Below are 24,387 nucleotides of genomic sequence, written 5' to 3'. Positions count from 1 at the left end.
GCCCGCTCAGGCGAACGAGGGGACCCCGAGTTCGCCCGTCACGTACTGCGCCCGGCCGAAGCCGAAGGACCAGTCCTCCGGCCCGTTCTCGACGTACCCGATGAAGACGTCCTCGGACGCGACACCGACCCCGGCAAGGCCGTCGTGGATCGCGCGGTAGAGCTCCTGCTTCGCGGCCTGGTCGCGCCCGCGCTGCGTGAAGACCTGGATCATCACGACGCCGTCGGTGCGCTCGAACCCGAGTCCGGCGTCCTCGGCGATGATCTGCTGCGCCGGGTGCTCGGTGACGATCTGGAACCGGTCGCGTGCGGGGATGCCGTACACGTCGACGATGGCGGTGTGGATCGCGTCGGCGACGGCACGCACGGCCTCGGGCGTGCGGCCGGTGGCGAGGTCGATACGGACGAGCGGCATGGTGCCTCCTGCAGGTCGATACTTTGTCCTGACAAACTAACATGGATTGCGACGGCAGGACGAGCAGACGGGAGGCGCGGTGCCAGCTGGCACCGCGCCTCCCGTCCGTCGGGTCGTGCGTCTAGAGCACGGGGGTCGCCGCCGCGTAGGTGAGCGGTCCGTCGACGCGCGCCACCTCGTGCCACGCCCCGTCGGCGAGCGACGCCTCCGCCGCTTCCACGATCGACGCAGCCGCCAGGCCGTCGGCGACCGACGGCGCGAGCTGCTCCCCGCGCCGGACGCTCGCGATGAACTGCGCGGCCTCGACGGTCTTCAGGTCGTCGTACCCCATGGCGGTGCCGGCACCCGGCTGGAAGCGGGCGAACTCGCCGTCCCCCGCGGCCACGTAGTGGGTGGCGTACCCGTCGACCTCTTGCCCGTCGAGGTAGACCTCGAGCTCGTTGAGGCGCTGGAAGTCCCACCGCACCGAACCCTTCGTGCCGTACACCTCGAGCGTGTACTCGGCGTGCGGCCCCCGCATGACGCGGCTGGAGTCCATCGTGCCGACGGCGCCGTCCTCGAAGCGGAAGAGCAGGGCCGCGTAGTCCTCGTTCTCGACCGGCTTCCGCTCCCCCGTCGCGGCGGCGCTACGGTCGACGATGCCAGCGCCGGGGAGTGGGCGGTCGACGATGAAGGTCTCCGCGAGCGCCGTCACGGACGAGATCCGGCCGACGACGTACTGCGCCAGGTCGAGCCCGTGCGAGAGCAGGTCGCCGAGGACGCCCGAGCCGGCACGCTCCCGCTCGAAGCGCCAGGTCAGCGGCGCCGCGGGGTCGGACGAGTAGTCGGCGAGGAGCGACCCGCGGACGTTCGTGATCCGGCCGAGGCGCCCGCTGCGGACGAGTTCGCGCGCCCGTTCGATCGCCGGGGCGTGCCGGTAGTTGAAGCCGACGCTCGTGATGACACCGGCGCGCTGCACGGCCTCGTGGATCTGTCGGGAGTCGCTGGCGTACCGGCCCATCGGCTTCTCGATCCAGAACGGCTTGCCCGCCTCGGCAGCGGCGACCGCCATCTCGCGGTGCAGGAAGTTCGGCGAGCAGATCGAGACGACGTCGACCTCGGGGTCGGCGAGGACCTCGTGGTAGTCGGCGACGGCCCGCTCGTAGCCCAGGCGGGTCACCGCTTGGTCGCGCGCGGCCTCGATCGGGTCGGCGGCGACGACGAGCCGGGGGTGCACGCCGAGCTCCGGGAAGTGGTCGGGCAGGGCGCGGTAGGCACGGGAGTGCAACCGGCCCATCCAGCCGACCGAGATGAGGCCGACACCGATGGTGGCGACGTCGGCGGACGCGGCTGCGCTCATGCTGCCGGCACGATGATGTCGCGGACCAGGGCGTCGAGCTTCGCGTCGGCGTCGAGGAACTGGCGCAGCGTGGTCACCGTGGCCCCGAAGCGGTCGAACTCCTCGATCGTCATGCCGTCGACGTCGTAGCCCCGGGCGAACTCCGGCGTGGCCGCACGCAGCGCGTCGATGACGTGCGCGGGGACCTCGTCGTGGATGGCGTCCGGACGGAACGGGAACGCGTTGTCGTTGATGTCCTTCGACCACTGGAACGGCGGGGACACGACGAGGTCACCACCCTGGAACTCCGACCACTGCATCGCGTTCCGGAAGGCGGCGACGAGTACGCGCGACCGGAAGCCGCGCTCCTGGAAGACCCGGTACGCGTGCTTCACCGCAGCGACACCGGCCCACTCGAGGATGCCGGGGTCGACCATCACGTGGTCCCGCTTGACGACGGTCTTCAGCCAGTCGTCGAAGCGGCCCGCCATCAGCGTGACGACGTGGCCGAACTCCTGCTCGGGCAGACCCTCGGCGGCGCGGCGGTCGAGGGCGCGCTCGATGGCCTCGCCCACGGCGACGACCTGCGGCACGGTGAACGACACGGTCGCGTTGATCGAGACACCGCGGTACGCGGCCTCCTCGATGGCGGCGATGCCGACCTTGGTGGCGGGGATCTTCACGATGATGTTCGGCGCGAGCTGCGAGAACCGCACGGCCTGTTCGACGAGGGCGTCCTGGTCGCGGTGGAGACGCGGGTCGGTCTGCATGCTCAGCCGGCCGTTGCGGCCACCCGAGGCCTCGAAGGCGGGCAACAGCTGCGCGGCCGCGGCGATCGAGAGTTCCTCGACGGCCTTCCAGCCGATCCAGGACTCCCCCGCGGTCGGGTGCTCGGCGGCGATCTCGCGGATGCGCGGGACCCAGGTGTCGGGGTCCTGCTGGATGCAGGTGTACGCGATCACCGGGTTGCAGGTCGCCCCGACCGCACCGTACTCGTGGATCGCCGTGGACAGCTCGCGCGGATCGGCGGAGTCGTTCCACAGGGCGGTCACGGTCTGCGACGCGGCCTGCAGGGTGACGGGTCGGACGTCGGTGCCGGTGGGCGTCGGGGTCTCGAGGGCGGTCGTCATCGGTTCAGTCCCTTCGTGATCGTGTCGAGCTGGAAGCGGGAGACCTCGTCGGCGTTCTCGTCCTCGGCGAAGACGCTCGACACCGCGACGGTGTCCTCGCGCGCCGTGAAGCCGACTCGGTCGAGGGCAGTCCAGAAGGCGTCGAAGTCGACGTCCGCCTGCCCGACGGGGAGGTGCTGGTGCACGCGCACGGCGTTGCCCGGCGGGTTCGTGATGTAGCGGAGGCCGTGCGACCGTCGGTGGTCGTAGGCGTCGGCGACGTGGATGAGTTGCAGCGAGTCGCCCGCCGCGTCGATGATCTCGTCCATGTTGCCGCCGTAGTGGAAGGTGTGGCAGGCGACGTAGACGAACCCGACGTGCTTCGAGTTGAGGCCGCGGATGACCCGGAGGGCCTCGAGACCGTCCTCGACGAAGTCGTCCGGGTGCGGGTCGATGAGCACGCGGAGTCCGGCGTCCTCGATGATCGGCAGGAGCTCCTCCATCGAGCGGTAGAAGGCGTCCTCGGACTCCTCGGGGCGCTCGGGGCGGCCGGAGAACTCGGTGTTGATCGTGTCGACGCCGAGACGCTTCGTGATCTCGATGACCCGCTTCCACTTCGTCACCGCGGCCTCGCGGGCGTCACGGTCGGGCCCGGACCACCGGAGGACCGGCAGGACCGACGCGACCTGCACCCCGGCCTTCCGGCACGCTGCAGCGAACGCGTCGACGAGGTCGTCGTCGGCCTTCGGGTGCCGGTAGAAGGGGATGAAGTCCTGGTGCGGGGTGAGCTGCAGGTACTCGTAGCCGAGGTCCGCGACCTTCTGCGGGAACTCCAGCAGCGACAGGTCGTGGTGGAACGGCGTGGGATCGAGCGCGATCTTCGGCATCGATCAGGCCGTCTCGTAGAACGTCGGCTTCGCGGTGGCGTAGGCGACCTGCTCCAGCGCACCGGTCTGCTGCGCACGCACGGCCACCTCGGCGACGACGGACGCCGTGTAGCCGTCCCAGGCGCTCGGCCCGTCGATGCCGCCGGTCTTGGCGGCGTCGACCCAGCGCTGGACCTCTTCGTCGTAGGCGGCGCCGAAGCGCTCCACGAACGACGGGGTGACGCCCTGGCCGGACACGCCCTGCGACACGAGGTTCAGCGAGGTCTCGCGGCCGATGTAGGCGACACCCGACTCGAACACCGCGTCGGTCGTGACCTGGTAGCCGAACTGGGCGTTGACGTTGATCTCGACGATCGCCATCGTGCCCGACTCGGTGGTGAACAGGACGAACTGCGGCTCGGGCAGGTCGGCCGGTGCGAGGGAGTTCTTGCGCGGCTTCTTCACCTCGACGGCGACGATCGGCTCCCCCGTGATGAACGGGATGATGTCGATCTCGTGGATCACCGAGTCGTGGATGAGCATCGACTCGCTGAAGTTCGGCGGGGTCGTCGGGTTGCGGTGCGCGTGGTGCAGCGCGAGCAGGGCACCGTTCGACCCGGACTCGCGAAGCGCACGGAGCTCCTGGTAGCCCTTGTCGAACCGGCGCATGAAGCCGACCTGGATCTTCGGGCGGGCAGACTTCGCCTGCTCGAGCTCGACGATCCGCAGGGAGTCCGCGGCCGACGTGGTGAGCGGCTTCTCGCAGAGGACGGCGAGGCCACGCTCGATGGCGGGCACGAGGACGGGCTCGTGCAGGAAGCCCGGGGTCGCGACGATGACCGCGTCGATCGGGGTGGCCTCGAGTGCGTCCTCGAACGACGACGCGGTGATCGCACCCGGGGCCTTCGCCGCGGCCGCGGTGGCCCGGGCTGTGTCGGGGTCGACGATCGCGACGACGTCGGCGCCGGCGATGGTCGACGTGATGCGACGCACGTGGTCGCTGCCCATCGCGCCCGCTCCGACGACGGCGACGCGGAGGTTCTCGGTGGTGCTCATGCTGGGTTCTCCTGGGGGTGTCAGAGGGCGCGGGCGGCGGCGGTCGAGCCGAAGATGTGCTGGAACGTGCGCTCGGCGATCGGGCCGGGAGCGTCGACGGAGCAGCCGTACATGTCCTGCTCGACGATGCCGAAGATGTCCGGGTTGATCTTCGCGACGGCCTCGATGATGGGCGCGAGCTCCGGGGTGCCGTGCGGCGGCTCGGTCATGATCCCCTGCGCCACCGCGGTGGCGAACGGGACGTCGTTCTTGAGGACGTCGGGGAGCAGGTCGGTGTCGACCTGCTTGAGGTGCAGGTAGCCGACGCGCTCGGGGTGCTCGGCGATGAGCTTCAGGTTGTCGCCGCCGTAGTACGCGAAGTGACCGGTGTCGAGGCAGAGGTTCGTGTACGCCGGGTCCGTCTCGGACAGGAAGCGCACGGTCTCCGTGTAGGTGCCGACGTGGCTGTCCGCGTGCGTGTGGAACTGCTGGTGCACGCCGAACTCCTCGAGCAGCGCCTTGCCGAGCTGGTCGTGGCCCTTGCCGAGGCGCTCCCACTGCTCATCCGTCAGCGTGCGCGACTCGAGCACCTCTTCCGTGGCGTCCGAGCGCCAGAGGTCCGGGATGGTCACGAGGTGCTCGGCGCCGAGCGCGGCGGCGAGACCGGCGACCTTGACGGCCTGGTCCCAGGCGCGCTGGAACTGGTCGTCGCCCTTGTGGAACCCGGTGAAGACGGTGCCGGCTGACAGCTGGAGCCCGCGGGACTCCAGTTCGTCGCGCAGCTGCGAGGGGTCGGTGGGCAGGTACCCGTACGGCCCGAGCTCGATCCACTTGTAGCCGGCCGCGGTCGCCTCGTCGAGGAAGCGCTGCCACGGGACCTGCTTCGGGTCGTCGGGGAACCAGACGCCCCACGAGTCGGGGGCGGTGCCGATCCGGATGGCGTCGGTGGCGGTGGCGGTGTCGGTCATGACGTCGTCGTCTGCTTTCTGCGTGTGGTGGAAGGTGTTCAGCCGAGCAGGGGACGCTGCGCGGCGACCTGCTGCTCGTACGCGGTGCGGGCTTGCTGGGTGCTCGGCAGCGTGGAGGTCTGGGCGACCGGGACGTCCCACCAGCCGTCACCCTCGGGGGCGTAGACGAGCGGGTCCGAGTGGACGTGCACGAGCGTGGTGTGGTCGTTCGCCTTCGCCTGACGCACCGCGGACTTGAGGTCCTCGATCGCGTTCGGCCCGGGCTGCACCTCGATGACGTCGACGCCGTACGAGCGTGCGTTGGCGGCGAGGTCGACGGGGAGCACGTCGTCGCCCTCGAACGAGCCGGTCTCGTCGAGGTAGCGGTACTTCGTGCCGTACCGCTCGGACCCGACCGTCTCGGACAGGTGCCCGATGGACGCGTACCCGTTGTTCTGGATGAGGACCACCACGATCTTGATGCCCTCGGCCACGGCCGTGACCAGCTCGGTGTGCAGCATGAGGTAGCTGCCGTCGCCGACCATGACGATCGCGTCGCGGTCCGGCGCGGCACGACGGACGCCGATTCCCCCGGCGATCTCGTAGCCCATGCACGAGAACGCGTACTCGACGTGGTACCCGAGCGCGTCCCGCACCCGCCAGAGCTTGTGCAGGTCGCCCGGCAGCGATCCGGCCGCCTGGATGACGACGTCGCGCGGATCGGTGGCGGACTGCACGGCGCCGATGATCTCGGACTGACCGGGCACGGCCAGGCCGGACGGTGCGAAGGCCTGGTCGACCACGGCGTCCCACTCCTGCTTCCGCTGCGCGATCTCGGCCGCGTAGCCGGCGTCCACCGAGAACGCGGCGAGATGCTCGGCGAGCGCGACGAGTGTCTCGCGCGCATCCGCGACGATCGGCAACTGCGACCCGTGCTTGTAGGCGTCGAACGCGGCGACGTTGACGTTGACGAACGTGACGTCCGGGTCCTGGAACGCCGTCCGGGAGGCCGTCGTGAAGTCGCTGTACCGCGTGCCGATCCCGATGACGACGTCGGCCTGCGCGGCGATCGCGTTCGCCGCGGCGGTACCGGTCGCGCCGATGCCGCCGAGGTACTGCGGGTGGTCCCAGACGAGCGACCCGCCGCCGGCCTGGGACGTGCCGACCGGGATGCCGGTGGCCTCGACGAACGCCGCGAGTTCCTGCTCCGCGCCGGAGTACAGCACGCCACCGCCGGCGACGATGACGGGACGCTTCGCCGACCGGATGGCCTCGACCGCACGCGCCAGCGGCCCGTGCTCGGGCAGCGGCCGACGGATGTGCCACTCACGCGGCTGCAGGAAGGCGACGGGGACGTCGAGCTGCTCGGCCTGGACGTCCTCGGGCAGGGCGATGGTCACGGCACCGGTCTCGGCCGGGTCGGTGAGCACCCGCATCGCCGCGAGCGCGATCGAGAACAACTGCTCCGGACGCTCGACGCGGTCGAAGTACCGGGACAGCGGACGGAACGCGTCGGTCACCTGCAGCGAGGTGTCGTGCGGCAGCTCGATCTGCTGGAGCACCGGGTCGGTCGTGCGCGTGGCGAAGGTGTCCGACGGCAGCAGCAGTGCGGGCAGCCGGTTGGTCGTCGCGAGCGCCGCGGCGGTGAGCATGTTCGCGGCACCCGGGCCGACCGACGCCGTCGCGGCGAAGGTGGCACGGCGGCGGTGCATGCGGGCGAAGCCGACGGCCTCGTGCACCATCGCCTGCTCGTTGCGGGCCTGGTGGTACGGCAGCAGGCCGGGCTGCTCGACGTGGAGCTGCTTGATGGCCTGGCCGACGCCGGCGACGTTGCCGTGCCCGAAGATGCCGAAGATCCCCGGGATGGTGCGTTCGCGGACGTCACCGTCGACGGTCCACTGGTTGGCCAGGAACTCGACGAGTGCCTGGCCGACGGTCATCCTCCGCGTGTTGGTGGTCACGCGAGCTTCCTTTCGTAGGGCAGGCGCGGGTCGATCGACTCGGATTCCCACACCTGGCGGACCCAGCCGTGCGCCGGGTCGTCGGTGATGTTCCAGACGCGTTCCGGGTCGGGCCCGGCCATCACGTTGAGGTAGTACATGTCGTAGCCCGGCGCCGCGACGGCGGGACCGTGCCAGCCGTACGGCACGAGAGCGATGTCGCCGGTCCGCACCTGCCGGAACTCGTCGATCGCGCGGTCGTCGGACGCGTAGGTCCGGTGCAGTGCGAACGGGTCGGCGGTGGTCGGTGCGGAGACACCGCGCGCGACGGCGGACTCGTAGTAGTAGATCTCCTCGAGGTTCGACTCCTCGCCGGGCACGGACGTGTCGTGCTTGTGCGGCGGGTACGACGACCAGTTGCCGGCCGGCGTGATCACCTCGCACACGATGAACTTGTCCGCGTCGAGCGCCGCCGGGGTGCCGAAGTTGTGCACCTGCCGGCTGGACTGTCCGGCACCGCGGAGCTCGACCGGCACGTCCTGCCGGGCCACGTACGTCGTCGGCTTGACGGTGTCGGTGGGTGCTTCGGCGACCGCGAGCCGACCGGTGCCGGTGATCCGCGCCTCCGTTCCCGAACCGAGGTACAGGACGTCGGTCGGTCCGTCGAACACGCTCGAACGCCCGTCGAGGGCCTGGTCGCCGTTCCCGGCGGCACCCGCGTACGTGACGTGGAACGATCCGGCGAGCGGCACGACGATGCGCTCCACGGCGTCGGCCTGGAGGCGCAGCTCGCCCCCGTCGGTCAGCGCGCCGGTCCGCAGACCGGTGTGCGCCCACCCCGCGACACGGCCGTCGATCACGTCCGTCCAGCCCGCCTCGGGGCGGGAGCCGGCGGGGTTGAACCAGTTGTCGGTCGTCACGAGCGCTCAGCCGTTCGACGGGAAGCCGAGGTTGATGCCGCCGTGCGACGGGTCGAGCCAGCGGCTCGTGATCGCCTTCTGGCGGGTGAAGAAGCTCACGCCGTCGGCGCCGTACGCCTTGTGGTCGCCGAACAGCGAGTTCTTCCAGCCACCGAACGAGTAGTACGCGACGGGGACGGGGATCGGCACGTTGATGCCGATCATGCCGACCTGCACGTCGCGCTGGAAGCGACGGGCAGCGCCGCCGTCGTTGGTGAAGATGGCGGTGCCGTTGCCGAACGCCCCGCTGTTGATGAGCTCGAGGCCCTCCTCGTAGGAGGCGACGCGGACGACGCTCAGCACCGGGCCGAAGATCTCCTCGGTGTAGACGCGGCTCGTGGTGGGGACCCGGTCGATCAGCGTCGGGCCCAGCCAGAAGCCGTTCTCGTCGCCGTCGGGTCGGACGGTGCGGCCGTCCACCACAACCACCGCACCGTCCTGCTCTGCGACCTCGATGTACGAGGCGACCTTGTCACGGTGCTGCTTCGTGACGAGCGGGCCCATGTCGCACCCGCGACGACCGTCGCCGATGCGCAGGGTCGCCGCGCGCTCCGTGATCTTCTCGATGAGCTCGTCGGCCACCGGCTCGACGGCGACGACGACCGAGATCGCCATGCAGCGCTCACCGGCGGAGCCGAAGCCCGCGTTGATGGCGTTGTCCGCGACGAGGTCGAGGTCCGCGTCCGGCAGCACCAGCATGTGGTTCTTCGCACCGCCGAGGGCCTGCACGCGCTTGCCGTGCTTCGTGCCCGTCTCGTAGACGTACTGCGCGATCGGGGTCGACCCGACGAAGGAGATCGACTCGACGTCGGGGCTGGTGAGGAGCCCGTCGACGCTCAGCTTGTCGCCGTTCAGGACGGTGAAGACACCGTCGGGCAGTCCGGCCTCCTTGAACTTCTCGGCGAGCCAGATCGCGGCGCTCGGGTCCTTCTCGCTCGGCTTCAGCACGACGGTGTTGCCCGCGGCGATCGCGATCGGCAGGAACCACAGCGGCACCATGGCGGGGAAGTTGAACGGGCTGATGATGCCGACCACACCGAGCGGCTGACGGATCGAGTACACGTCGATGCCGGTCGACACCTGGTCGCTGAACTCACCCTTGAGCAGGCTCGGGATGTTCGTCGCCAGCTCGACGACCTCCTGCCCGCGGGCGATCTCGCCGAGGGCGTCGTCGATGACCTTGCCGTGCTCGCTCGTGATGATCTCGGCGAGCTCCGCCTTGTCGCGGTTGAGGACCTCGCGGAAGGAGAACAGGATCTGCTGGCGCTTCGACAGCGACAGGTTGCTCCACGCCGGGAACGCCGCCTTCGCACTCGCGATCGCCGCCTGGATCTCCTCGTCGTTCGCGAGGGCGACCTGCTTCGTCGCGACCCCGAGCGCCGGGTCGTACACCGGGGCCGTGTTGCCGGACTTCGACGCGACGCGTGCCCCGTCGATCCAGTGCCCGATGGTCGTGGTGGCGGTCTCGGTGGTGGTCATGCGTTGCTTCCTTCCGGGATGGACGAGTCCATGGTGGTGGCGCCCGCGAGCCGAGCGGCTGGGTCGTGGGATTCTGTGGAGAACCCGGCACGGCCCTCCTGGGTGTGGACGAGCCCGGCGGCCACGTCCACGGCTGCGGCGACGTCGCCGTCCGGCGGGTAGAGCAGCGTGCGGCCGACGACCAGGCCGCGCACCCCGGGGAGTGCCAGTGCGTCGGCCCACTTGGCGTAGGTCTCGAGCGGGCGGGTCGACGGGTCCCCGCCGAGCAGCAGGGTCGGCAGCGTCGTCGCGGCCATCACCCGTTCCATGTCGTCCACGACCGGGATCTTGAGCCAGCTGTACGCGCTCGACTCCCCCAGTCCCGCGGCGATCGCCATCGAGGTGATCACGGCGTCGGCGGTCAGGTCGTTGACCACCCGGCCGTCCTGCCACGCCGACATGAACGGTTCGAGCATGATCGGCAGCCGGAGCGCCGCGGCCTCGCTGACCGCCCGGGCCGTGGCCTCGAGGGTCGGGGCGGTGCCCGAGTCCTCCAGGGCGATGCGCACCAGGAGCTTGGCGAAGTCCAGCCCGGAGTCCTTGATGGCCTGCGCCGAGTACGCCGTGTAGCGGTCGTCCATCTCGAACGTCGCGCCCCGGAGGCCACCGCGGTTCATCGACCCCACGACGACCTTGTCGTCGAGGGCACCCAGGAGCGCGAGGTCCTCGAGGATGTCCGGCGTGCCGAGCACCCCGTCGACCCCGGGGCGTCCGAGTGCCGTGACGAGCCGCTCGAGCAGGTCGTACCGGTCGGCCATGGCGGACTCGTCGTTCCGGACGGCCAGGGCTCCGCGTGCCGGGTGGTCGGCGGCCACGATGAAGAGCTTGCCGTCGTCGGCGAGCAGGGAGCGCTTGCGTCGGGCGTCGAGCGCGGCCCGCACGAGCTCGGGCTGCCCGGCGCGGACGTCCCGCAGCCGCGCGAAGTCGGCGGTGCTGATCTCAGGCATTGACGGCCTCCTCCGTGGGGTTGTCCTGCAGGAACTGCTCGATCTCGTCGCTCGTCGGCATCGCGGTCGAGCACTCGAACCGGGTCGCGACGATCGCGCCGGCGGCGTTGCAGAACGCGAGGGTCCGCTCGAGCCCCCAGCCCTGCAGCAGTCCGTGGGTGAGCGCTCCGCCGAAGCCGTCGCCCGATCCGAGGCCGTTGACGACGTCGATGTGGTGCGGGCGGAACTCGACGAACTCGTCGCGGGTCTTGGCGAGGACGCCCTTCGGCCCCTGCTTGACGATGGCGATCTCGACCCCGCGCTCGAGCAGGGCGTCGGCGGCGCGGACGGGATCGGTCTCACCGACGGCGACCTCGCACTCCTCGCGGTTGCCGACGGCCACGGTCGCGTGCTCGAGGGCGACGGCGACCTCGCGCGTCGCGGCCTCGGGCGACGACCAGAACATGGACCGGTAGTCGAGGTCGAGCACTGTGTGCATCCCTCGGGCAAGCGTCGCTTCGCTCCGCGCCCTCAATGCGACGTGGTGGGCCTGGCGGCTCGGCTCCTCGCTGAGGCCGGTGACCGTCGTCCAGAAGATCTTCGCCCGCTCGATCTCGTGCAGCGGCAGGGACTTCGCCGTGATCATGAGGTCCGGGGCCTTGGGTGCCCGGTAGAAGTACAGCGGGAAGTCGTCCGGTGGGAAGATCTCGCAGAACGCGACGGGGGTGTTCAGCCCCTCGACCGTCTCTACGAAGGCGTTCGCGACACCGAACTCCGGCAGGGTCCTGGCGATGTAGCGGCCGAAGGGATCGTTGCCCGTGCGGGTGATGACCGCCGCGTCGGCTCCGTGCCGAGCTGCTGCGATCGCGACGTTCGTGGCGCTGCCGCCGACGGACTTCGAGAACGTCGAGACGTCTTCGAGCGGCCCCGTCTGCTGCGGGTAGATGTCGACGCTCACACGTCCCATCGTGATCACGTCGTACGCGTGGGGAGCTGGGTTCGTCATGCGACGCGGGGGACCTTCCGTGCGGCTTCATCGGCGGACGATCACGACTGTACACCTTGTTTGCCCTAATGTCATGACATGGATTCGGGCGGCCCAGGAGGCGCGGTGTCGGTGGGTCCTGCCAAGGTCGCGACATGCAGATCCTCGCCCTGGTCATCGGTCTCATGATCGGCGTCGCCGTCGGTGCGGTCGTCGCCTGGTCGCTCGCGCGGTCCCGCGCCGGCGTGGACGCGGCCACGTCCCGCGCCAGCGCCGAGGCGCTCCGGTCGCGCCTCGACGAGGTCCGTCGAGACGCCGAGGAACGGCTCGACGCGCAGGACGCGCAGTACCGGCGGCAGGTCGACTCGCTCGAACGGCGGGCCGCCGAACTCGAGCACCTCGTCCAGCGCATGCACGGCGCCGACGCCGCCCGGACCCAGGGCGAGTCGAAGGTGCTCTCCGCGCTCAGCCCGGTCGCCCAGACGCTCGACGTCATGCGCGCCAAGATCGCCGAGCTCGAACAGTCCCGCAGCGAGCAGTACGGGGCCCTCTCGGCACAGCTGCGCTCCGCTGCCGAGTCCGAGGAACGCCTGCGCGCCACCGCCGACACGCTGGCCAGCGCCCTGTCGTCGAACAGCACGCGCGGCGTCTGGGGCGAGACCCAGCTGCGCAACGTGGTCGAGGCCGCGGGGCTCCTCGAGCGCGTCGACTTCGACGTGCAGTCCTCCGTCACCACGACCGCCGGCACCGCGCGCCCCGACATGGTCGTGCACCTGCCGGGTGGCAAGACCATCGCCGTCGACGCCAAGGTCCCGTTCAGCGCCTACCTGCAGGCCGCCGAGATCCCGGCGACCGCGACCGGCGCCGAAGGAGCCCGGCGCGATGCGCTCATCGGGCAGCACGTCAAGGCACTGCGGGCGCACGTCGACGCCCTCGCCGCGCGGGAGTACTGGACCGGCTACGACGCGTCGCCCGAGCTCACCGTGGCGTTCATCCCGTCGGAGTCGCTCATCTCGAGCGCCCTCGCCGCCGACCCCGGGCTGCTCGACCACGCGTTCCGCAAGCGCATCGCACTCGCGTCGCCGGTGACGCTGTGGTCGGTGCTGAAGACCGTGGCGTTCTCGTGGCAGCAGGACGTCGTCTCACAAGAGGCGCACGAGCTCTTCCGCGTCTCCCGCGAGCTGTACGGCCGCCTGGCCACCATGGCCGGACACGTCGACAAGCTCGGGCGGTCGATCCGGGGCTCCGTGGTCGACTACAACCGGTTCGTGGGGTCACTCGAACGGCAAGTCCTGCCGAGTGCCCGGCGGCTGTCACTCCTCGACGAGTCGAAGGTCATCGCGGACCCGGCGACGATCACCGACGAGCCGCGGCTGCTCACCGCGCCGGAGCTCGTCGGCGCCCTCGACGACGACTGAGCGCGCGCTCCGGCGCGCTGGCGCCGCCCCGCCCCGCTTCGCCCCGCGCCGCGCCGCCCCGCCCCGCCCCGCACAACGAAAGTCCGTCCGAACCACGCGGGAACGTGGTTCGGACGGACTTCGGTTGTGCGAACGCGATGTGCGCCGCGCCGCCGCGCAGCGCCGTCCGCGCCGCCGCGCCGCGGCGTCAGCGGATCAGAACCACTTCTCCGCGCGGTGGTCCGCCTGGATGCGACGGATCGTGTTCGAGCGGGACCGCAGCACGAGCGAATCCGTGTGGATGACGCCGCGCGACCGGCGGACACCGTCCACGAGCACACCGTCGGTGACACCGGTGGCGACGAAGAACGTGTTGTCGCCCGTGACCAGGTCGTCCTGGTCGAGGACCTTGTCGAGGTCGTGCCCGGCGGCGATCGCCTTCTCGCGCTCCTCGTCGTCCTTCGGCTGGAGCTTGCCGAGGATCACACCACCGAGCGCCTTGATCGCGCACGCGGTGATGATGCCCTCCGGGGTGCCGCCGACACCGACGCACATGTCGATCGTCGACCCGGGCAGCGCCGCCGCGATGCCACCGGCGACGTCACCGTCGAGCAGCAGCCGGGTGCCGGCACCGGTCGCACGGATCGCCCGGATGAGTTCGTCGTGGCGGGGACGGTCGAGGACGGCGATCTGCATGTCCTCGAGGTCCTTGCCCTTCGCCTTCGCGAGCGCACGGATGTTGTCACCGATGGGCTTCTCGAGGTCGAGGACGCCGCGACCCTCGGGGCCGGCGGCGATCTTGTCCATGTAGAACACGGCGGACGGGTCGTACATCGAGCCGCGGTCCGAGACGGCCATCACCGAGATCGCGTTCTGGCGACCCGCGGCGGTCAACGAGGTGCCGTCGATCGGGTCCACGGCGATGTCGCAGGCCGGGCCGTGCCCGTTGCCGACGTGCTCGCCGTTGTAGAGCATCGGGGCGTTGTCCTTCTCGCCCTCGCCGATGACGACCACGCCGTCGAAGTTCACCGTGCCGAGGAACTTCCGCATCGCGTCGACGGCAGCACCGTCCGCGAGGTTCTTCTCACCACGCCCGACCCACGGCTGCGCACGGATCGCCGCGGCCTCCGTCGCACGCACGAGCTCGAGCGCCAGGTTGCGGTCGGGCTGGAGGAACAGGGAGCCGGTTTCCGTCGTGGGAGTCACGACCGCCAGCCTACCGACCGGCAGCCGACCGACGGTCCGGACAACGGCCCCGTGGACGCATGTGCACGCCGGGCGCGGGCCGACCGCGTAACCCGCACCGCGCCTCCAGTCCGGCTGACTACGATCGGCGAGGACACCACCGAAGTCGAAGGAGATCCACGTGCCCATCGCAACGCCGGAACAGTACGCCGAGATGATCGAACGAGCGAAGGCCGGCAAGTTCGCGTACCCCGCCGTCAACGTGTCGTCGTCACAGACGATCAACGCGGTCCTCCAGGGCCTCGCCGAGGCGGGCTCGGACGGCATCCTCCAGGTGACCACGGGTGGCGCAGACTACTTCGCCGGCCACACCGTCAAGAACCGCGCCGCCGGTGCCCTCGCGATGGCGAAGTTCGCCCACGAGGTCGCGAAGAACTACGACATCACCGTCGCGCTGCACACCGACCACTGCCCGAAGGACGCCCTCGACGGCTTCGTCCTGCCGCTCATCGCAGCGAGCGAGGAAGAGGTCCGCGCCGGCCGCAACCCGATCTTCCAGTCGCACATGTGGGACGGCTCGGCCGTGCCGCTCGACGAGAACATCGAGATCGCCAAGACCATGATCGAGAAGACGCGGAACATCAACGCGATCCTCGAGGTCGAGATCGGCGTCGTCGGCGGCGAAGAGGACGGCGTCGAGCACGAGGGCACGAACGACGCCCTGTACACGACCCCGAACGACGTCGAGAAGGTGGTCGACGCACTCGGCCTGGGCGACAAGGGCCGCTGGATCGCCGCGCTCACGTTCGGCAACGTGCACGGTGTCTACAAGCCGGGCAACGTCAAGCTCCGCCCCGAGCTCCTCGGCGAGATCCAGGCCTCGGTCGCGGCCAAGCACGGCACCGGTGAGAACCCCCTCGACCTCGTCTTCCACGGTGGCTCCGGGTCGACCGACGACGAGATCCACGAGGCCGTCCGCAACGGCGTCATCAAGATGAACATCGACACGGACACGCAGTACGCGTTCACGCGCTCGATCGCCGACTCGATGTTCCGGAACTACGAGGGCGTCCTGAAGATCGACGGCGAGGTCGGCAACAAGAAGCAGTACGACCCGCGCGCTTGGGGCAAGGTCGCCGAGACCGCCATGGCGGCTCGCGTGGGCGAGGCCGCGAAGGTGCTCGGCTCGGCCGGCCACACCAAGGGCTGACACCCCGAGCAACGGCCTGGAGGAACGGGGTGTGTCCGACGGACGCGCCCCGTTCTGCGTCCGGTCACCTCCACCGCCGTGCCACGATGGTCGGGTGACCGCCGACGCCATCGCCTCCGACTTCGCCCAGTTCGTCACCGAGTCCCCCACCGCGTTCCACGCGGCAGCGGCCGCCCGGGACCGCCTCGTCGCCGCGGGGTTCGAGGAGCTCGACGAGCTCGGCGCCTGGCCGACGACGCCCGGCGCCTACGTGGTGGTCCGTGACGGTGCCGTCATCGCCTGGCGTCTGCCGTCCGGGGCCACGCCGACCACCCCGTTCCGGATCCTCGGCGCCCACACCGACTCCCCCGGGTTCCGCATCAAGCCGAACCCCGGCGTGCGCACCGGCGGCTGGGAGCAGCTGAACGTCGAGGTCTACGGCGGCGCGCTCCTCTCCACGTGGTTCGACCGCGACCTCCGCATCGCCGGCCGGGTCGTCGACGCGGACGGGACGGTCCGCCTGGTGTCCACCGACGCCGTCGCCCGCATCCCGAACCTCGCGATCCACCTCGACCGCGGCGTGAACGACGGCAAGGAGATCGACCGCCAGCGGCACACCCTGCCGATCGTCGGGGTCGACGGCGACACGGGTGGGACCGACGTGGTGTCGTGGCTGCGCGCCCGGCTCGGCGACGGTGCCGTGTCGTGGGACCTCTTCCTCGCCGACACCCAGGCGCCGGCCCGGATCGGCATCGACCGCGAGTTCCTCGCCTCGGGCCGGATGGACAACCTGACGAGCGTGCACGCCGGACTCCGCGGCATCGTCGAGGCCCCGGCCGACGGCGACCACATCCCCGTGTTCGCGGCGTTCGACCACGAGGAGATCGGGTCCTCGACGCCGTCCGGTGCCGGCGGTCCCTTCCTCGAGGACGTCCTCGGCCGCGTGCAGGAGGGCCTCGGCGCCACCCGTTCCGAGGCCGCGCGGGCGTTCCGTGCCTCGTGGCTGCTGTCGAGCGACGCCGGGCACCTCGTGCACCCGAACCAGCCGGAGAAGCACGACCCCACGAACCGTCCGCGTCCGGGAGCGGGCCCGCTCCTGAAGATCAGCGCGAACCAGCGCTACATGACCGAGGCGAAGGGCGAGGCCGTCTGGGCCACCGCGTGTGCTGCGGCGGGCGTGCCGTGGCAGCCGTTCGTCAACGTGAACACGATCCCGGGCGGCTCGACCATCGGCCCGATCGCGGCGACCCGGCTCGGGATCCCGACGATCGACATCGGCGTCGGGCTGCTGTCGATGCACTCGATCCGCGAGCTCGTGCACGTCGACGACCTCGCGTCCCTGCACGGCGCCGTCGCCGCGTTCCTGGCCGGCTGACGCTGGAGCGCCCGGCGGGCGGGTCAGCCGCCGGCGGCCATCCGCTGCACGTAGGCCGTGAACGCCGGGTCCTGGAAGAGCACGACCATCACCGGCACGATGCCGAGCACCGACGCGACGACACCGCCCACGAGCGGGACCCAGAACGTCCAGCGCCGGGCACGGAGCCGTCGGATCGACCACCAGGCCACGAGCACGAACACCACGACGAGCACGACCGCCCGCACGAGCACGGCGGTCGACAGCGCCGCCGGGTCGGACAGCTCGGTGTACTGGCGCTCCACGAGGGTCCGGATGGTCGAGGCGGTCGTGCCGACGGCGAGGGACTCGACGACCGACCAGAGCCCGATCACGAGCAGCCCGACCGTCAGGACGAAGTCGAGCGGGGTGCGGCCGAAGCGTCCGGCGAGGGGTGTCGGGCGAGCCGTCCCGCCGTCGGTCGCCGGGCCGGGCCGCTGGGCACCGGCACGGGGATCGCGGTCGCGAGCGGGGTGGTCGCGGGTCTCGCGTTCGCCAGCGGCTCGGGAGCGCTCTTCGTGCTCGAGGCGCTCCTGTTCGACGAGCACCGGGTTCTCCCAACCGTCGGGCGCGTACTCGCCGTACTGCGGTGCCGGACGGCCGTGGACGCGACCGTGCGCGTCACCGTCGGCCGACGTGGCGGGGGTGCGCCGCGCCTCCTGGCCGAGGGACGGATCGACGACCTGACCCGGCTCGCGGGCGGGCACCGCGGACCAGCCGTCCGTGCCCCCGCTCACCGTCGACGCCCGCCGAGTGCGCGCGTGGGGTTGCCCGACGCGTCCGTGCGGAGCTCCTTCGGCAGCGAGAACATGAGGTCCTCGTGCGCCGTGACGACCTCTTCCACCGTGGCGTAGCCGGCGTCCGCGAGCTGGTCGAGGACCTCGGTGACGAGCTCTTCCGGCACGCTCGCGCCGCTCGTGACGCCGACGGTGCCGACTCCGGTGAGCCAGTCCTGCTGGATCTCGGCGGCGTAGTCGACGCGGTGTGCGGCCTTCGCGCCGTGCTCCAGCGCGACCTCGACCAGGCGGACGCTGTTCGAGGAGTTCGCCGAGCCGACCACGATCACGAGGTCGGCTCCGGGGGCGACCTTCTTGATCGCGACCTGGCGGTTCTGGGTGGCGTAGCAGATGTCGTCGGAGGGCGGGTCCTCGATCGCGGGGAACTTCTCGCGCAGGAGCCGGACGGTCTCCATCGTCTCGTCGACGCTCAGCGTGGTCTGCGAGAGCCAGACGAGGTTCTCGGGGTCGGGGACCTCGAGCGCGGCGACGTCGTCCGGTCCGTTGACCAGGATCGTGCGGTCGGGTGCGTGGCCCATGGTGCCCTCGACCTCTTCGTGGCCGGCATGCCCGATCAGGATGATGGTGCGGTCGGCCTTCGCGAAGCGCGTCGCCTCCCTGTGGACCTTCGTGACGAGCGGGCACGTGGCGTCGATGGCGTGCAGGTCGCGGTCGGCGGCGCCGGCCACCACCGCCGGTGAGACGCCGTGGGCGCTGAAGACCACGTGCGAACCGCGCGGGACCTCGGCGACGTCGTCGACGAAGACCGCTCCGCGCTGCTCGAGCGTCGACACGACGTGGACGTTGTGGACGATCTGCTTGCGGACGTACACGGGCTCGCCGTACTGCTCGAGCGCCTTCTCGACCGCGACGACGGCGCGGTCGACGCCCGCGCAGTACCCGCGGGGGGCGGCGAGCAGGACCTTCTTCGTGCCGGCGACCGGTTCGTCCCGCAGGCGGCCGCGCGCCGCGAGGACCCGCGGCGGGGCGAGCGGGACCGTGTGGCCGTTGGTGATCGTCACGTCCCCGATGATAGGTGAGCGGGACGCGCGTGGGCTGAGCGCGCACGGACCTGTGGACAACCCGTCCAGAGCGCGCTGTCACCGGTCTCGGGCAGCATGGACGTCCCGCGTGGAAGGAACGACATTGGCGATCGAACAGGGTCCCCCGACGGCTGACGACCCGTGGCCCGTCGCGCTGCTCGGCGCGAAGCTCCGCGACTGGATCGACCGGCTCGGCACCGCCTGGGTCGAGGGTGAGATCACCCAGTGGAACGTCGCGGGCGGCAACGTCTACGGCAAGCTCAAGGACGTCGACGTCGACGCCACCGTGTCGTTCTCGATCTGGTCGAGCGTGCGCTCCCGGGTCCCCGCGGACATCAAGCAGGGCGACCGGGTCGTCGCGGCCGTCAAACCGAACTACTGGGTCAAGGGCGGCTCGCTGACGATGCAGGTCGTCGAGATGAAGCACGTCGGACTCGGCGACCTGCTCGAGCGGCTCGAACGCCTGCGCCGCACCCTCGCCGCGGAAGGGTTGTTCGACCCGTCCCGGAAGAAGCGACTGCCCTTCCTGCCGCACCGGATCGGGCTGATCACCGGCAAGGACTCCGACGCCGAGAAGGACGTCAAGCGCAACGCCCAGCTCCGGTGGCCGCAGGTCGAGTTCCGGACGGTCCACACGGCCGTGCAGGGCGAGCGCGCCGTGAGTGAGGTCACCGCGGCGATCCTCGAGCTCGACGCCGACCCGACCGTCGACGTCATCATCGTGGCCCGCGGCGGCGGCGACTTCCAGAACCTGCTCGGCTTCAGCGACGAGGGACTCGTCCGGGCCGCGGCCGCTGCGAGCACCCCGATCGTCTCGGCGATCGGGCACGAGGCCGACCGGCCGATCCTCGACGAGGTCGCCGACCTCCGCGCCTCCACCCCGACCGACGCGGCCAAGCGCGTGGTGCCCGACGTCGCCGAGGAACTCGCCAACGTCCGGCAGGCGCGGGCACGACTCGGGCTCCGGTTGTCGCACACCCTCTCGGTCGAGGCGGACCGGATCGCGGCCCTGCGCTCCCGTCCCGCCCTGGCGTCCACCGCCTGGCTCGTCGACACCCGCGCGGAAGAGGTGGCGCGCGACCTCTCCCGCGCCCGTGAACTCCTCGACCGCCGGCTCGAACGCTCCCACTCCGAGGTCGGGCACCTCACCGCCCGGCTCCGGGCGCTGTCGCCGCGGGACACCCTGCGGCGCGGCTACGCGATCGTGCAGACGGCCGACGGCGGCGTGGTGCGGGGCTCGGAGGACCTCAGCGGTGCGACGCCCGTGCACGTGACGCTCGGCGCGGGGACCGCCACCGGGACGCTCGAGCCGGACGGTCCCGGTCCGGACGGGGCCTGACCCCGGTCGACGCCGCGGCGGGCGTCGCGGCGGGCGTCGCGGCGGGCGTCGCGGCGGGCGTCGCGGCGGGTGTCGCGGCGGCGAGCGGTCACCACCCGCGATCGCGCAGCCAGGCCTCGGCGACGTCCGGCCACGCGGCAGCGGTCCCGATGCCCTCGGCGAGCCCGATCCCGTGCGCGCCACGCTCGAAGACGTGCAGTTCGAACGGCACCGCCCGACGCGCGAGTGCCTGCCCGTAGCGCAGCGAGTGCGTGACGTGGACAGCCGGGTCCTCGGCGGTGTGCCAGAGGAACGTCGGCGGGGTCGCGCCGTCGACCATGAGCTCCGTGTCGAGCGCCCCCAGCGCCCACACCGTCGCACCCGTGCCGAGCAGGTTGTCCGCGCTCCCCCGGTGCTGGTGGTCGGTCATCGAGACCACCGGGTAGCAGAGCAGCGCGAGGTCGGGTCGGTCGTCCACGTCCGACACGGCGCGTTCGTCGGGCGTCGGCGCGTTCGAGACGAGGGCAGCGAGGTGGCCACCCGCGGACGAGCCGACCAGCAGGACGCGTGGAGCGGACGGGAGGCCCGGGTACCGTCCGGCGCGCAGGTCGCGCAGGAGCGTCCTGGTCGCCACCACGGCGTCGGGGTGCCGGTGCGGGGCGACCGGGTACGCGAAGACCACGGCGGAGATGCCGATCGTGTTGAGCCACCGGGCGTAGCCCTCCCCCTCGTGGGCGGCGTGGCCGTGGTACCCGCCGCCGGGCAGGACGAGGGCGACGTCGGGTCGCGCGTCCGCGGGGTCCGGGGCGGTCGGGGCCGGGTACCAGGTCGCGCCGTCGGGGAGGTCCGTCATGCCCCCAGACCCTACGCGGCCGGGAGTTGTCCACGGGTTCGTCCCCGCGGGCGGCACGTCGGTGGGTGCTCGGTAGGATCGAGGGGTGTCATCCCAGCAGGAACCCGAGCAGCCCGACGTCCGGTCGCTGAGCTACGAAGCGGCGCGCGACGAACTCGTGCGCGTCGTCGCCGAGCTCGAACAGGGATCGGCCACGCTCGAACGCTCGCTGTCCCTCTGGGAACGGGGCGAGTCCCTGGCCGCCCGGTGCGAAGAGTGGCTCGTCGGCGCCCGGGCCCGGCTCGACGCCGCACGCGCCGCGTCCGAGTCCGAGGACGGCGCAGCGCGATGACCGACGCCGACGGCCGCCCGATCGTCGCCGAGCTGGGCCGCCCCGAGACACCGGAGGAGACCTGGGCGCGCAAGGACGCCGCCCGCACCGCCCGGCGGCAGCACCAGACCGCGTTCAACCTCGTGCTCGCACTCATCGCGTCGCTCGGCATCGTGCTGTTCCTCGTCGCGGTCGTCGTGCGTCCGGACACCACGATCGGCGACCGGACGGTCGACTACCGCCAGGTGGCCTCGCAGGCCCAGGTGCCGGGCGTCACGCTCGCCGCGCCCGCGTTGCCGGGGGACTTCTCGTCCAACCGTGCCGACTACCAGGACAAGACGTCCGACGGGGTGAGCGTCTGGACCGTCGGCCTGCTCACGCCGGACAAGCAGTACATCGGCCTGCAGCAGGGCATCGACGCGAACGCGACCTGGGTGTCGAACCAGCTCGACCAGCACGCCGCCACGGGCACCCGCACGATCGCCGGGACGAAGTGGACCGTGTACGACCGCCGGGCCGAGGGCGACGACGCGGGCAACCAGGCGTACTCGCTCGTGTCGACGTTCGACCAGGGCACCGTCGTCCTGTCCGGCACCGCCGACGACAGCTCCTTCCGGACCGTCGCGACCGCCGTCAGCAAGCAGTTCGCGAACTGACGAGCAAACACCCGCCGCAGCAGCAGCACGACCACGACCCGATCCACCCGAAGCACCCGAGGAGCCCCATGCCCGACCGCGCCGCCTCCACCCCGTCCGACGCCCTCCGACTCCTCGTCGAGGGCAACGCCCGCTTCGCCGCCGACAAGCGCCGCACCGGCCGGATCGACCCGGACCGCCGCTCGGAGCTCGCCGGGTCGCAGGCACCGTTCGCCACCGTGCTCGGCTGCTCGGACTCCCGCGTGCCGTTCGAGCACGTGTTCGACGCCGGCATCGGTGACCTCTTCGCCATCCGCAACGCCGGCCAGATCGTCGACGACGTCGTGCTCGGATCGATCGAGTTCGCCGTCGTCGCGCTCGGCACGCCGCTCGTGGTCGTCCTCCGGCACACCAAGTGCGGCGCCGTCGCGGCCGCCCGCTCCGGCGAGCCCGTCCCCGCCCCGCACCTGCAGGCCCTCGTCGACGCCATCGCCCCGAGCGTCGAGCGCGTCCGCACCACCGACGCCGACGTCCCCCAGGAATCCGTCGGCGCCGCCCACCTCGAAGCCACGCTCCGTCAGGTGATCGAGCGCTCCGGCGCCGTCTCGGACGCGATCGCCGAGGGTAGATTGGCCGTCGTCGGCGCGACCTACGACCTCACCACGGGCGAGGTCGCCGTCGACACCGTCGTGGGCCAGGCCTGACCGACCGCCACGACGACCCGTCCCGGACACCATCGGGACACCCACCAGCCGGCGCGACCGCGGCCGGCGAGCACCCCAGGAAGGACCACGACGACGTGACCGACACCACCCCGACCACCGTGACCGACAGCTCCGGCGAGTTCCGCATCGAGCACGACACCATGGGCGAGGTCCGGGTGCCGGTGTCCGCGCTCTACCGGGCGCAGACGCAGCGTGCGGTGGAGAACTTCCCGATCTCCGGGAGCGGGCTCGAGTCGGCCCAGATCGTCGCCCTCGCCCGGATCAAGCGGGCGGCCGCGATCGTCAACGGTGAGCTCGGCATCGTCGACCCGACCCTGGCCGCTGCCGTGGTCGAGGCGGCGGACACCATCATCGGTGGCGCCCACCACGACCAGTTCCCCGTCGACGTCTACCAGACCGGCAGCGGGACCTCGTCGAACATGAACATGAACGAGGTCCTCGCGACCCTCGCGTCCGAGGTCGCCGGTGCCCCGGTGCACCCGAACGACCACGTGAACGCCTCGCAGTCCTCGAACGACGTGTTCCCGACGTCGGTGCACGTCGCCGTGACCGAGGCCCTCATCCGCACGCTCGTCCCGGCGCTCGAGCACCTCGCCGAGTCGCTCGAGGCGAAGGCCACGCTCTGGGCCGACGCGGTGAAGTCCGGCCGCACGCACCTCATGGACGCCACGCCCGTCACCCTCGGGCAGGAGTTCGGCGGCTACGCGCGCCAGGTCCGTCTCGGCATCGAGCGGGTGAACGCGACGCTCCCCCGCGTGGCCGAGGTCCCGCTCGGCGGCACGGCCGTCGGCACCGGGATCAACACCCCGAAGGGCTTCCCGCAGCGGGTCATCGCCCAGCTCGCGAGCGACACCGGGCTGCCCGTCACCGAGGCGCTCGACCACTTCGAGGCGCAGGGCGCCCGGGACGCCCTGGTCGAGGCGTCCGGGGCGCTCAAGGTCATCGCGGTCAGCCTGACGAAGATCAACAACGACCTCCGGTGGATGGGCTCCGGGCCGAACACGGGCCTCGGCGAACTGCACATCCCGGACCTCCAGCCCGGGTCGTCGATCATGCCCGGCAAGGTCAACCCCGTCATCCCCGAGGCCACGCTCATGGTCGCCGCACGCGTGATCGGCAACGACGCCACCATCGCGTGGGCGGGCGCCTCCGGTGCGTTCGAGCTGAACGTCGCGATCCCCGTGATGGGCACCGCGCTGCTCGAGTCGATCCGCCTGCTCGCGAACAGCTCGCGGGTGCTCGCCGACAAGACGATCGACGGGCTCGAGGCGAACCTCGACCGCGCCCGCGCGTTCGCCGAGTCCTCGCCGTCCATCGTCACCCCGCTCAACCGCGTGATCGGGTACGAGGCGGCGGCGAAGGTCGCGAAGTTCGCGGTGCAGGAAGGCGTCACCGTGCGCGAGGCCGTGATCGCACTCGGCCACGTCGAGCGGGGCGAGGTCACCGAGGAGCAGCTCGACAGCGCCCTCGACGTGCTCAGCATGACGCACCCGAACTGACGCACCCCGTCACGGACAGGAGGCGCGGTGCCAGCTGGCACCGCGCC

General features: G+C 71.3%; 23 protein-coding genes. 8 read left to right on the top strand and 15 right to left on the bottom strand.

Annotated elements, in window-relative coordinates; genetic code table 11:
* Positions 1-6: 6 nt before the first annotated feature.
* From BIV03_RS02450 to iolC, 11 genes are all read right to left on the bottom strand, one after another.
* Positions 7-414, bottom strand: coding sequence for a tautomerase family protein (locus tag BIV03_RS02450; protein WP_070416741.1), 408 nt, complete (start codon positions 412-414; stop codon positions 7-9).
* Between the two features lie 121 nt (positions 415-535).
* Positions 536-1,753 (bottom strand): Gfo/Idh/MocA family protein, encoded by a 1,218-nt coding sequence (locus BIV03_RS02445; RefSeq protein ID WP_070416742.1) that lies wholly within the window; start codon positions 1,751-1,753, stop codon positions 536-538.
* Positions 1,750-2,862: a transaldolase family protein gene (locus BIV03_RS02440; RefSeq protein ID WP_071294522.1), complete on the bottom strand. Its 1,113-nt coding sequence runs from the start codon at positions 2,860-2,862 to the stop codon at positions 1,750-1,752. Before BIV03_RS02440 ends, BIV03_RS02445 begins: the two co-directional genes overlap by 4 nt.
* Positions 2,859-3,728 (bottom strand): sugar phosphate isomerase/epimerase family protein, encoded by an 870-nt coding sequence (locus tag BIV03_RS02435; protein ID WP_071294521.1) that lies wholly within the window; start codon positions 3,726-3,728, stop codon positions 2,859-2,861. Before BIV03_RS02435 ends, BIV03_RS02440 begins: the two co-directional genes overlap by 4 nt.
* 3 nt (positions 3,729-3,731) lie before the next feature.
* Entirely contained in the window at positions 3,732-4,763 is a 1,032-nt protein-coding gene (locus BIV03_RS02430) for a Gfo/Idh/MocA family protein (RefSeq protein ID WP_071294520.1), read from the bottom strand.
* Positions 4,764-4,783: 20 nt separating this feature from the next.
* Positions 4,784-5,710, bottom strand: coding sequence for a sugar phosphate isomerase/epimerase (locus tag BIV03_RS02425; RefSeq protein ID WP_071294519.1), 927 nt, complete (start codon positions 5,708-5,710; stop codon positions 4,784-4,786).
* Between the two features lie 38 nt (positions 5,711-5,748).
* A complete protein-coding gene (gene iolD / locus BIV03_RS02420; RefSeq protein WP_071294518.1) occupies positions 5,749-7,629 on the bottom strand; it encodes a 3D-(3,5/4)-trihydroxycyclohexane-1,2-dione acylhydrolase (decyclizing) in 1,881 nt (626 codons plus the stop codon).
* Positions 7,630-7,646: 17 nt separating this feature from the next.
* On the bottom strand, positions 7,647-8,549 hold the full coding sequence (gene iolB, locus BIV03_RS02415) for a 5-deoxy-glucuronate isomerase (RefSeq protein ID WP_071294517.1): 903 nt from the start codon (positions 8,547-8,549) through the stop codon (positions 7,647-7,649).
* Positions 8,550-8,555: 6 nt separating this feature from the next.
* Positions 8,556-10,067 carry a CoA-acylating methylmalonate-semialdehyde dehydrogenase gene (locus tag BIV03_RS02410; RefSeq protein ID WP_071294516.1) on the bottom strand — a complete coding sequence of 504 codons (1,512 nt, stop codon included), beginning with the start codon at positions 10,065-10,067 and terminating at the stop codon, positions 8,556-8,558.
* Complete coding sequence (locus BIV03_RS02405; RefSeq protein WP_071294515.1) at positions 10,064-11,053, bottom strand: class I fructose-bisphosphate aldolase; 990 nt, start codon at positions 11,051-11,053, stop codon at positions 10,064-10,066. Before BIV03_RS02405 ends, BIV03_RS02410 begins: the two co-directional genes overlap by 4 nt.
* Positions 11,046-12,038, bottom strand: coding sequence for a 5-dehydro-2-deoxygluconokinase (iolC, locus tag BIV03_RS02400; protein WP_071294514.1), 993 nt, complete (start codon positions 12,036-12,038; stop codon positions 11,046-11,048). Before iolC ends, BIV03_RS02405 begins: the two co-directional genes overlap by 8 nt.
* A 134-nt stretch (positions 12,039-12,172) precedes the next feature.
* Here iolC and rmuC point away from each other — a divergent pair, with 134 nt between their 5' ends.
* The gene (gene rmuC, locus BIV03_RS02395; protein WP_071294513.1) at positions 12,173-13,435 is read left to right on the top strand and encodes a DNA recombination protein RmuC; all 1,263 of its coding nucleotides are present in this window, start codon (positions 12,173-12,175) and stop codon (positions 13,433-13,435) included.
* Between the two features lie 195 nt (positions 13,436-13,630).
* On the opposite strand, the gene glpX is transcribed toward rmuC, so the two are convergent.
* Positions 13,631-14,620 carry a class II fructose-bisphosphatase gene (gene glpX / locus BIV03_RS02390; protein ID WP_079238384.1) on the bottom strand — a complete coding sequence of 330 codons (990 nt, stop codon included), beginning with the start codon at positions 14,618-14,620 and terminating at the stop codon, positions 13,631-13,633.
* Between the two features lie 160 nt (positions 14,621-14,780).
* Here glpX and fbaA point away from each other — a divergent pair, with 160 nt between their 5' ends.
* Entirely contained in the window at positions 14,781-15,809 is a 1,029-nt protein-coding gene (gene fbaA, locus BIV03_RS02385; protein WP_070416752.1) for a class II fructose-bisphosphate aldolase, read from the top strand.
* A gap of 94 nt (positions 15,810-15,903) precedes the next feature.
* Positions 15,904-17,163 carry a M18 family aminopeptidase gene (locus BIV03_RS02380; protein WP_070416753.1) on the top strand — a complete coding sequence of 420 codons (1,260 nt, stop codon included), beginning with the start codon at positions 15,904-15,906 and terminating at the stop codon, positions 17,161-17,163.
* A gap of 23 nt (positions 17,164-17,186) precedes the next feature.
* Here BIV03_RS02380 and BIV03_RS02375 read toward each other — a convergent pair whose 3' ends face one another.
* Positions 17,187-17,918, bottom strand: a complete 732-nt coding sequence (locus tag BIV03_RS02375) for a DUF6264 family protein (protein WP_071294512.1) — start codon at positions 17,916-17,918, stop codon at positions 17,187-17,189.
* Positions 17,915-18,973 carry a 4-hydroxy-3-methylbut-2-enyl diphosphate reductase gene (locus BIV03_RS02370; RefSeq protein ID WP_070419185.1) on the bottom strand — a complete coding sequence of 353 codons (1,059 nt, stop codon included), beginning with the start codon at positions 18,971-18,973 and terminating at the stop codon, positions 17,915-17,917. The genes BIV03_RS02375 and BIV03_RS02370 overlap by 4 nt, the downstream gene beginning before the upstream one ends.
* A gap of 130 nt (positions 18,974-19,103) precedes the next feature.
* Here BIV03_RS02370 and xseA point away from each other — a divergent pair, with 130 nt between their 5' ends.
* Positions 19,104-20,339: an exodeoxyribonuclease VII large subunit gene (xseA, locus tag BIV03_RS02365; RefSeq protein WP_071294511.1), complete on the top strand. Its 1,236-nt coding sequence runs from the start codon at positions 19,104-19,106 to the stop codon at positions 20,337-20,339.
* An 88-nt stretch (positions 20,340-20,427) separates the two neighbouring features.
* On the opposite strand, the gene BIV03_RS02360 is transcribed toward xseA, so the two are convergent.
* On the bottom strand, positions 20,428-21,171 hold the full coding sequence (locus BIV03_RS02360) for an alpha/beta hydrolase (protein ID WP_071294510.1): 744 nt from the start codon (positions 21,169-21,171) through the stop codon (positions 20,428-20,430).
* An 85-nt stretch (positions 21,172-21,256) separates the two neighbouring features.
* Here BIV03_RS02360 and BIV03_RS02355 point away from each other — a divergent pair, with 85 nt between their 5' ends.
* The 4 genes from BIV03_RS02355 to BIV03_RS02340 all read left to right on the top strand — a co-directional run bounded on the left by BIV03_RS02355 (position 21,257) and on the right by BIV03_RS02340 (position 24,340).
* Positions 21,257-21,502 (top strand): exodeoxyribonuclease VII small subunit, encoded by a 246-nt coding sequence (locus BIV03_RS02355; protein ID WP_022906010.1) that lies wholly within the window; start codon positions 21,257-21,259, stop codon positions 21,500-21,502.
* On the top strand, positions 21,499-22,137 hold the full coding sequence (locus BIV03_RS02350; RefSeq protein ID WP_071294509.1) for a DUF4245 domain-containing protein: 639 nt from the start codon (positions 21,499-21,501) through the stop codon (positions 22,135-22,137). The genes BIV03_RS02355 and BIV03_RS02350 overlap by 4 nt, the downstream gene beginning before the upstream one ends.
* A gap of 68 nt (positions 22,138-22,205) precedes the next feature.
* Entirely contained in the window at positions 22,206-22,820 is a 615-nt protein-coding gene (locus BIV03_RS02345; RefSeq protein WP_070416758.1) for a carbonic anhydrase, read from the top strand.
* A gap of 119 nt (positions 22,821-22,939) precedes the next feature.
* Positions 22,940-24,340: an aspartate ammonia-lyase gene (locus BIV03_RS02340; protein WP_071294540.1), complete on the top strand. Its 1,401-nt coding sequence runs from the start codon at positions 22,940-22,942 to the stop codon at positions 24,338-24,340.
* Positions 24,341-24,387: the final 47 nt, after the last annotated feature.

It is taken from the genome of Curtobacterium sp. MCBA15_016, assembly GCF_001865105.1.
Lineage (GTDB): Bacteria > Actinomycetota > Actinomycetes > Actinomycetales > Microbacteriaceae > Curtobacterium.
The sequence above is the reverse complement of the archived record's forward strand: the minus strand, read 5'-3'. Positions and strand labels throughout refer to the sequence as shown.

Bases quoted from the DNA above. Each gene is read 5' to 3' on its own strand.
- BIV03_RS02450 (WP_070416741.1), bottom strand. From the start codon at position 414: ATGCCGCTCGTCCGTATCGACCTCGCCACCGGCCGCACGCCCGAGGCC.
- BIV03_RS02445 (WP_070416742.1), bottom strand. From the start codon at position 1,753: ATGAGCGCAGCCGCGTCCGCCGACGTCGCCACCATCGGTGTCGGCCTC.
- BIV03_RS02440 (WP_071294522.1), bottom strand. From the start codon at position 2,862: ATGACGACCGCCCTCGAGACCCCGACGCCCACCGGCACCGACGTCCGA.
- BIV03_RS02435 (WP_071294521.1), bottom strand. From the start codon at position 3,728: ATGCCGAAGATCGCGCTCGATCCCACGCCGTTCCACCACGACCTGTCG.
- BIV03_RS02430 (WP_071294520.1), bottom strand. From the start codon at position 4,763: ATGAGCACCACCGAGAACCTCCGCGTCGCCGTCGTCGGAGCGGGCGCG.
- BIV03_RS02425 (WP_071294519.1), bottom strand. From the start codon at position 5,710: ATGACCGACACCGCCACCGCCACCGACGCCATCCGGATCGGCACCGCC.
- iolD (WP_071294518.1), bottom strand. From the start codon at position 7,629: ATGACCGTCGGCCAGGCACTCGTCGAGTTCCTGGCCAACCAGTGGACC.
- BIV03_RS02410 (WP_071294516.1), bottom strand. From the start codon at position 10,067: ATGACCACCACCGAGACCGCCACCACGACCATCGGGCACTGGATCGAC.
- BIV03_RS02405 (WP_071294515.1), bottom strand. From the start codon at position 11,053: ATGCCTGAGATCAGCACCGCCGACTTCGCGCGGCTGCGGGACGTCCGC.
- iolC (WP_071294514.1), bottom strand. From the start codon at position 12,038: ATGACGAACCCAGCTCCCCACGCGTACGACGTGATCACGATGGGACGT.
- rmuC (WP_071294513.1), top strand. From the start codon at position 12,173: ATGCAGATCCTCGCCCTGGTCATCGGTCTCATGATCGGCGTCGCCGTC.
- BIV03_RS02360 (WP_071294510.1), bottom strand. From the start codon at position 21,171: ATGACGGACCTCCCCGACGGCGCGACCTGGTACCCGGCCCCGACCGCC.
- BIV03_RS02350 (WP_071294509.1), top strand. From the start codon at position 21,499: ATGACCGACGCCGACGGCCGCCCGATCGTCGCCGAGCTGGGCCGCCCC.
- BIV03_RS02345 (WP_070416758.1), top strand. From the start codon at position 22,206: ATGCCCGACCGCGCCGCCTCCACCCCGTCCGACGCCCTCCGACTCCTC.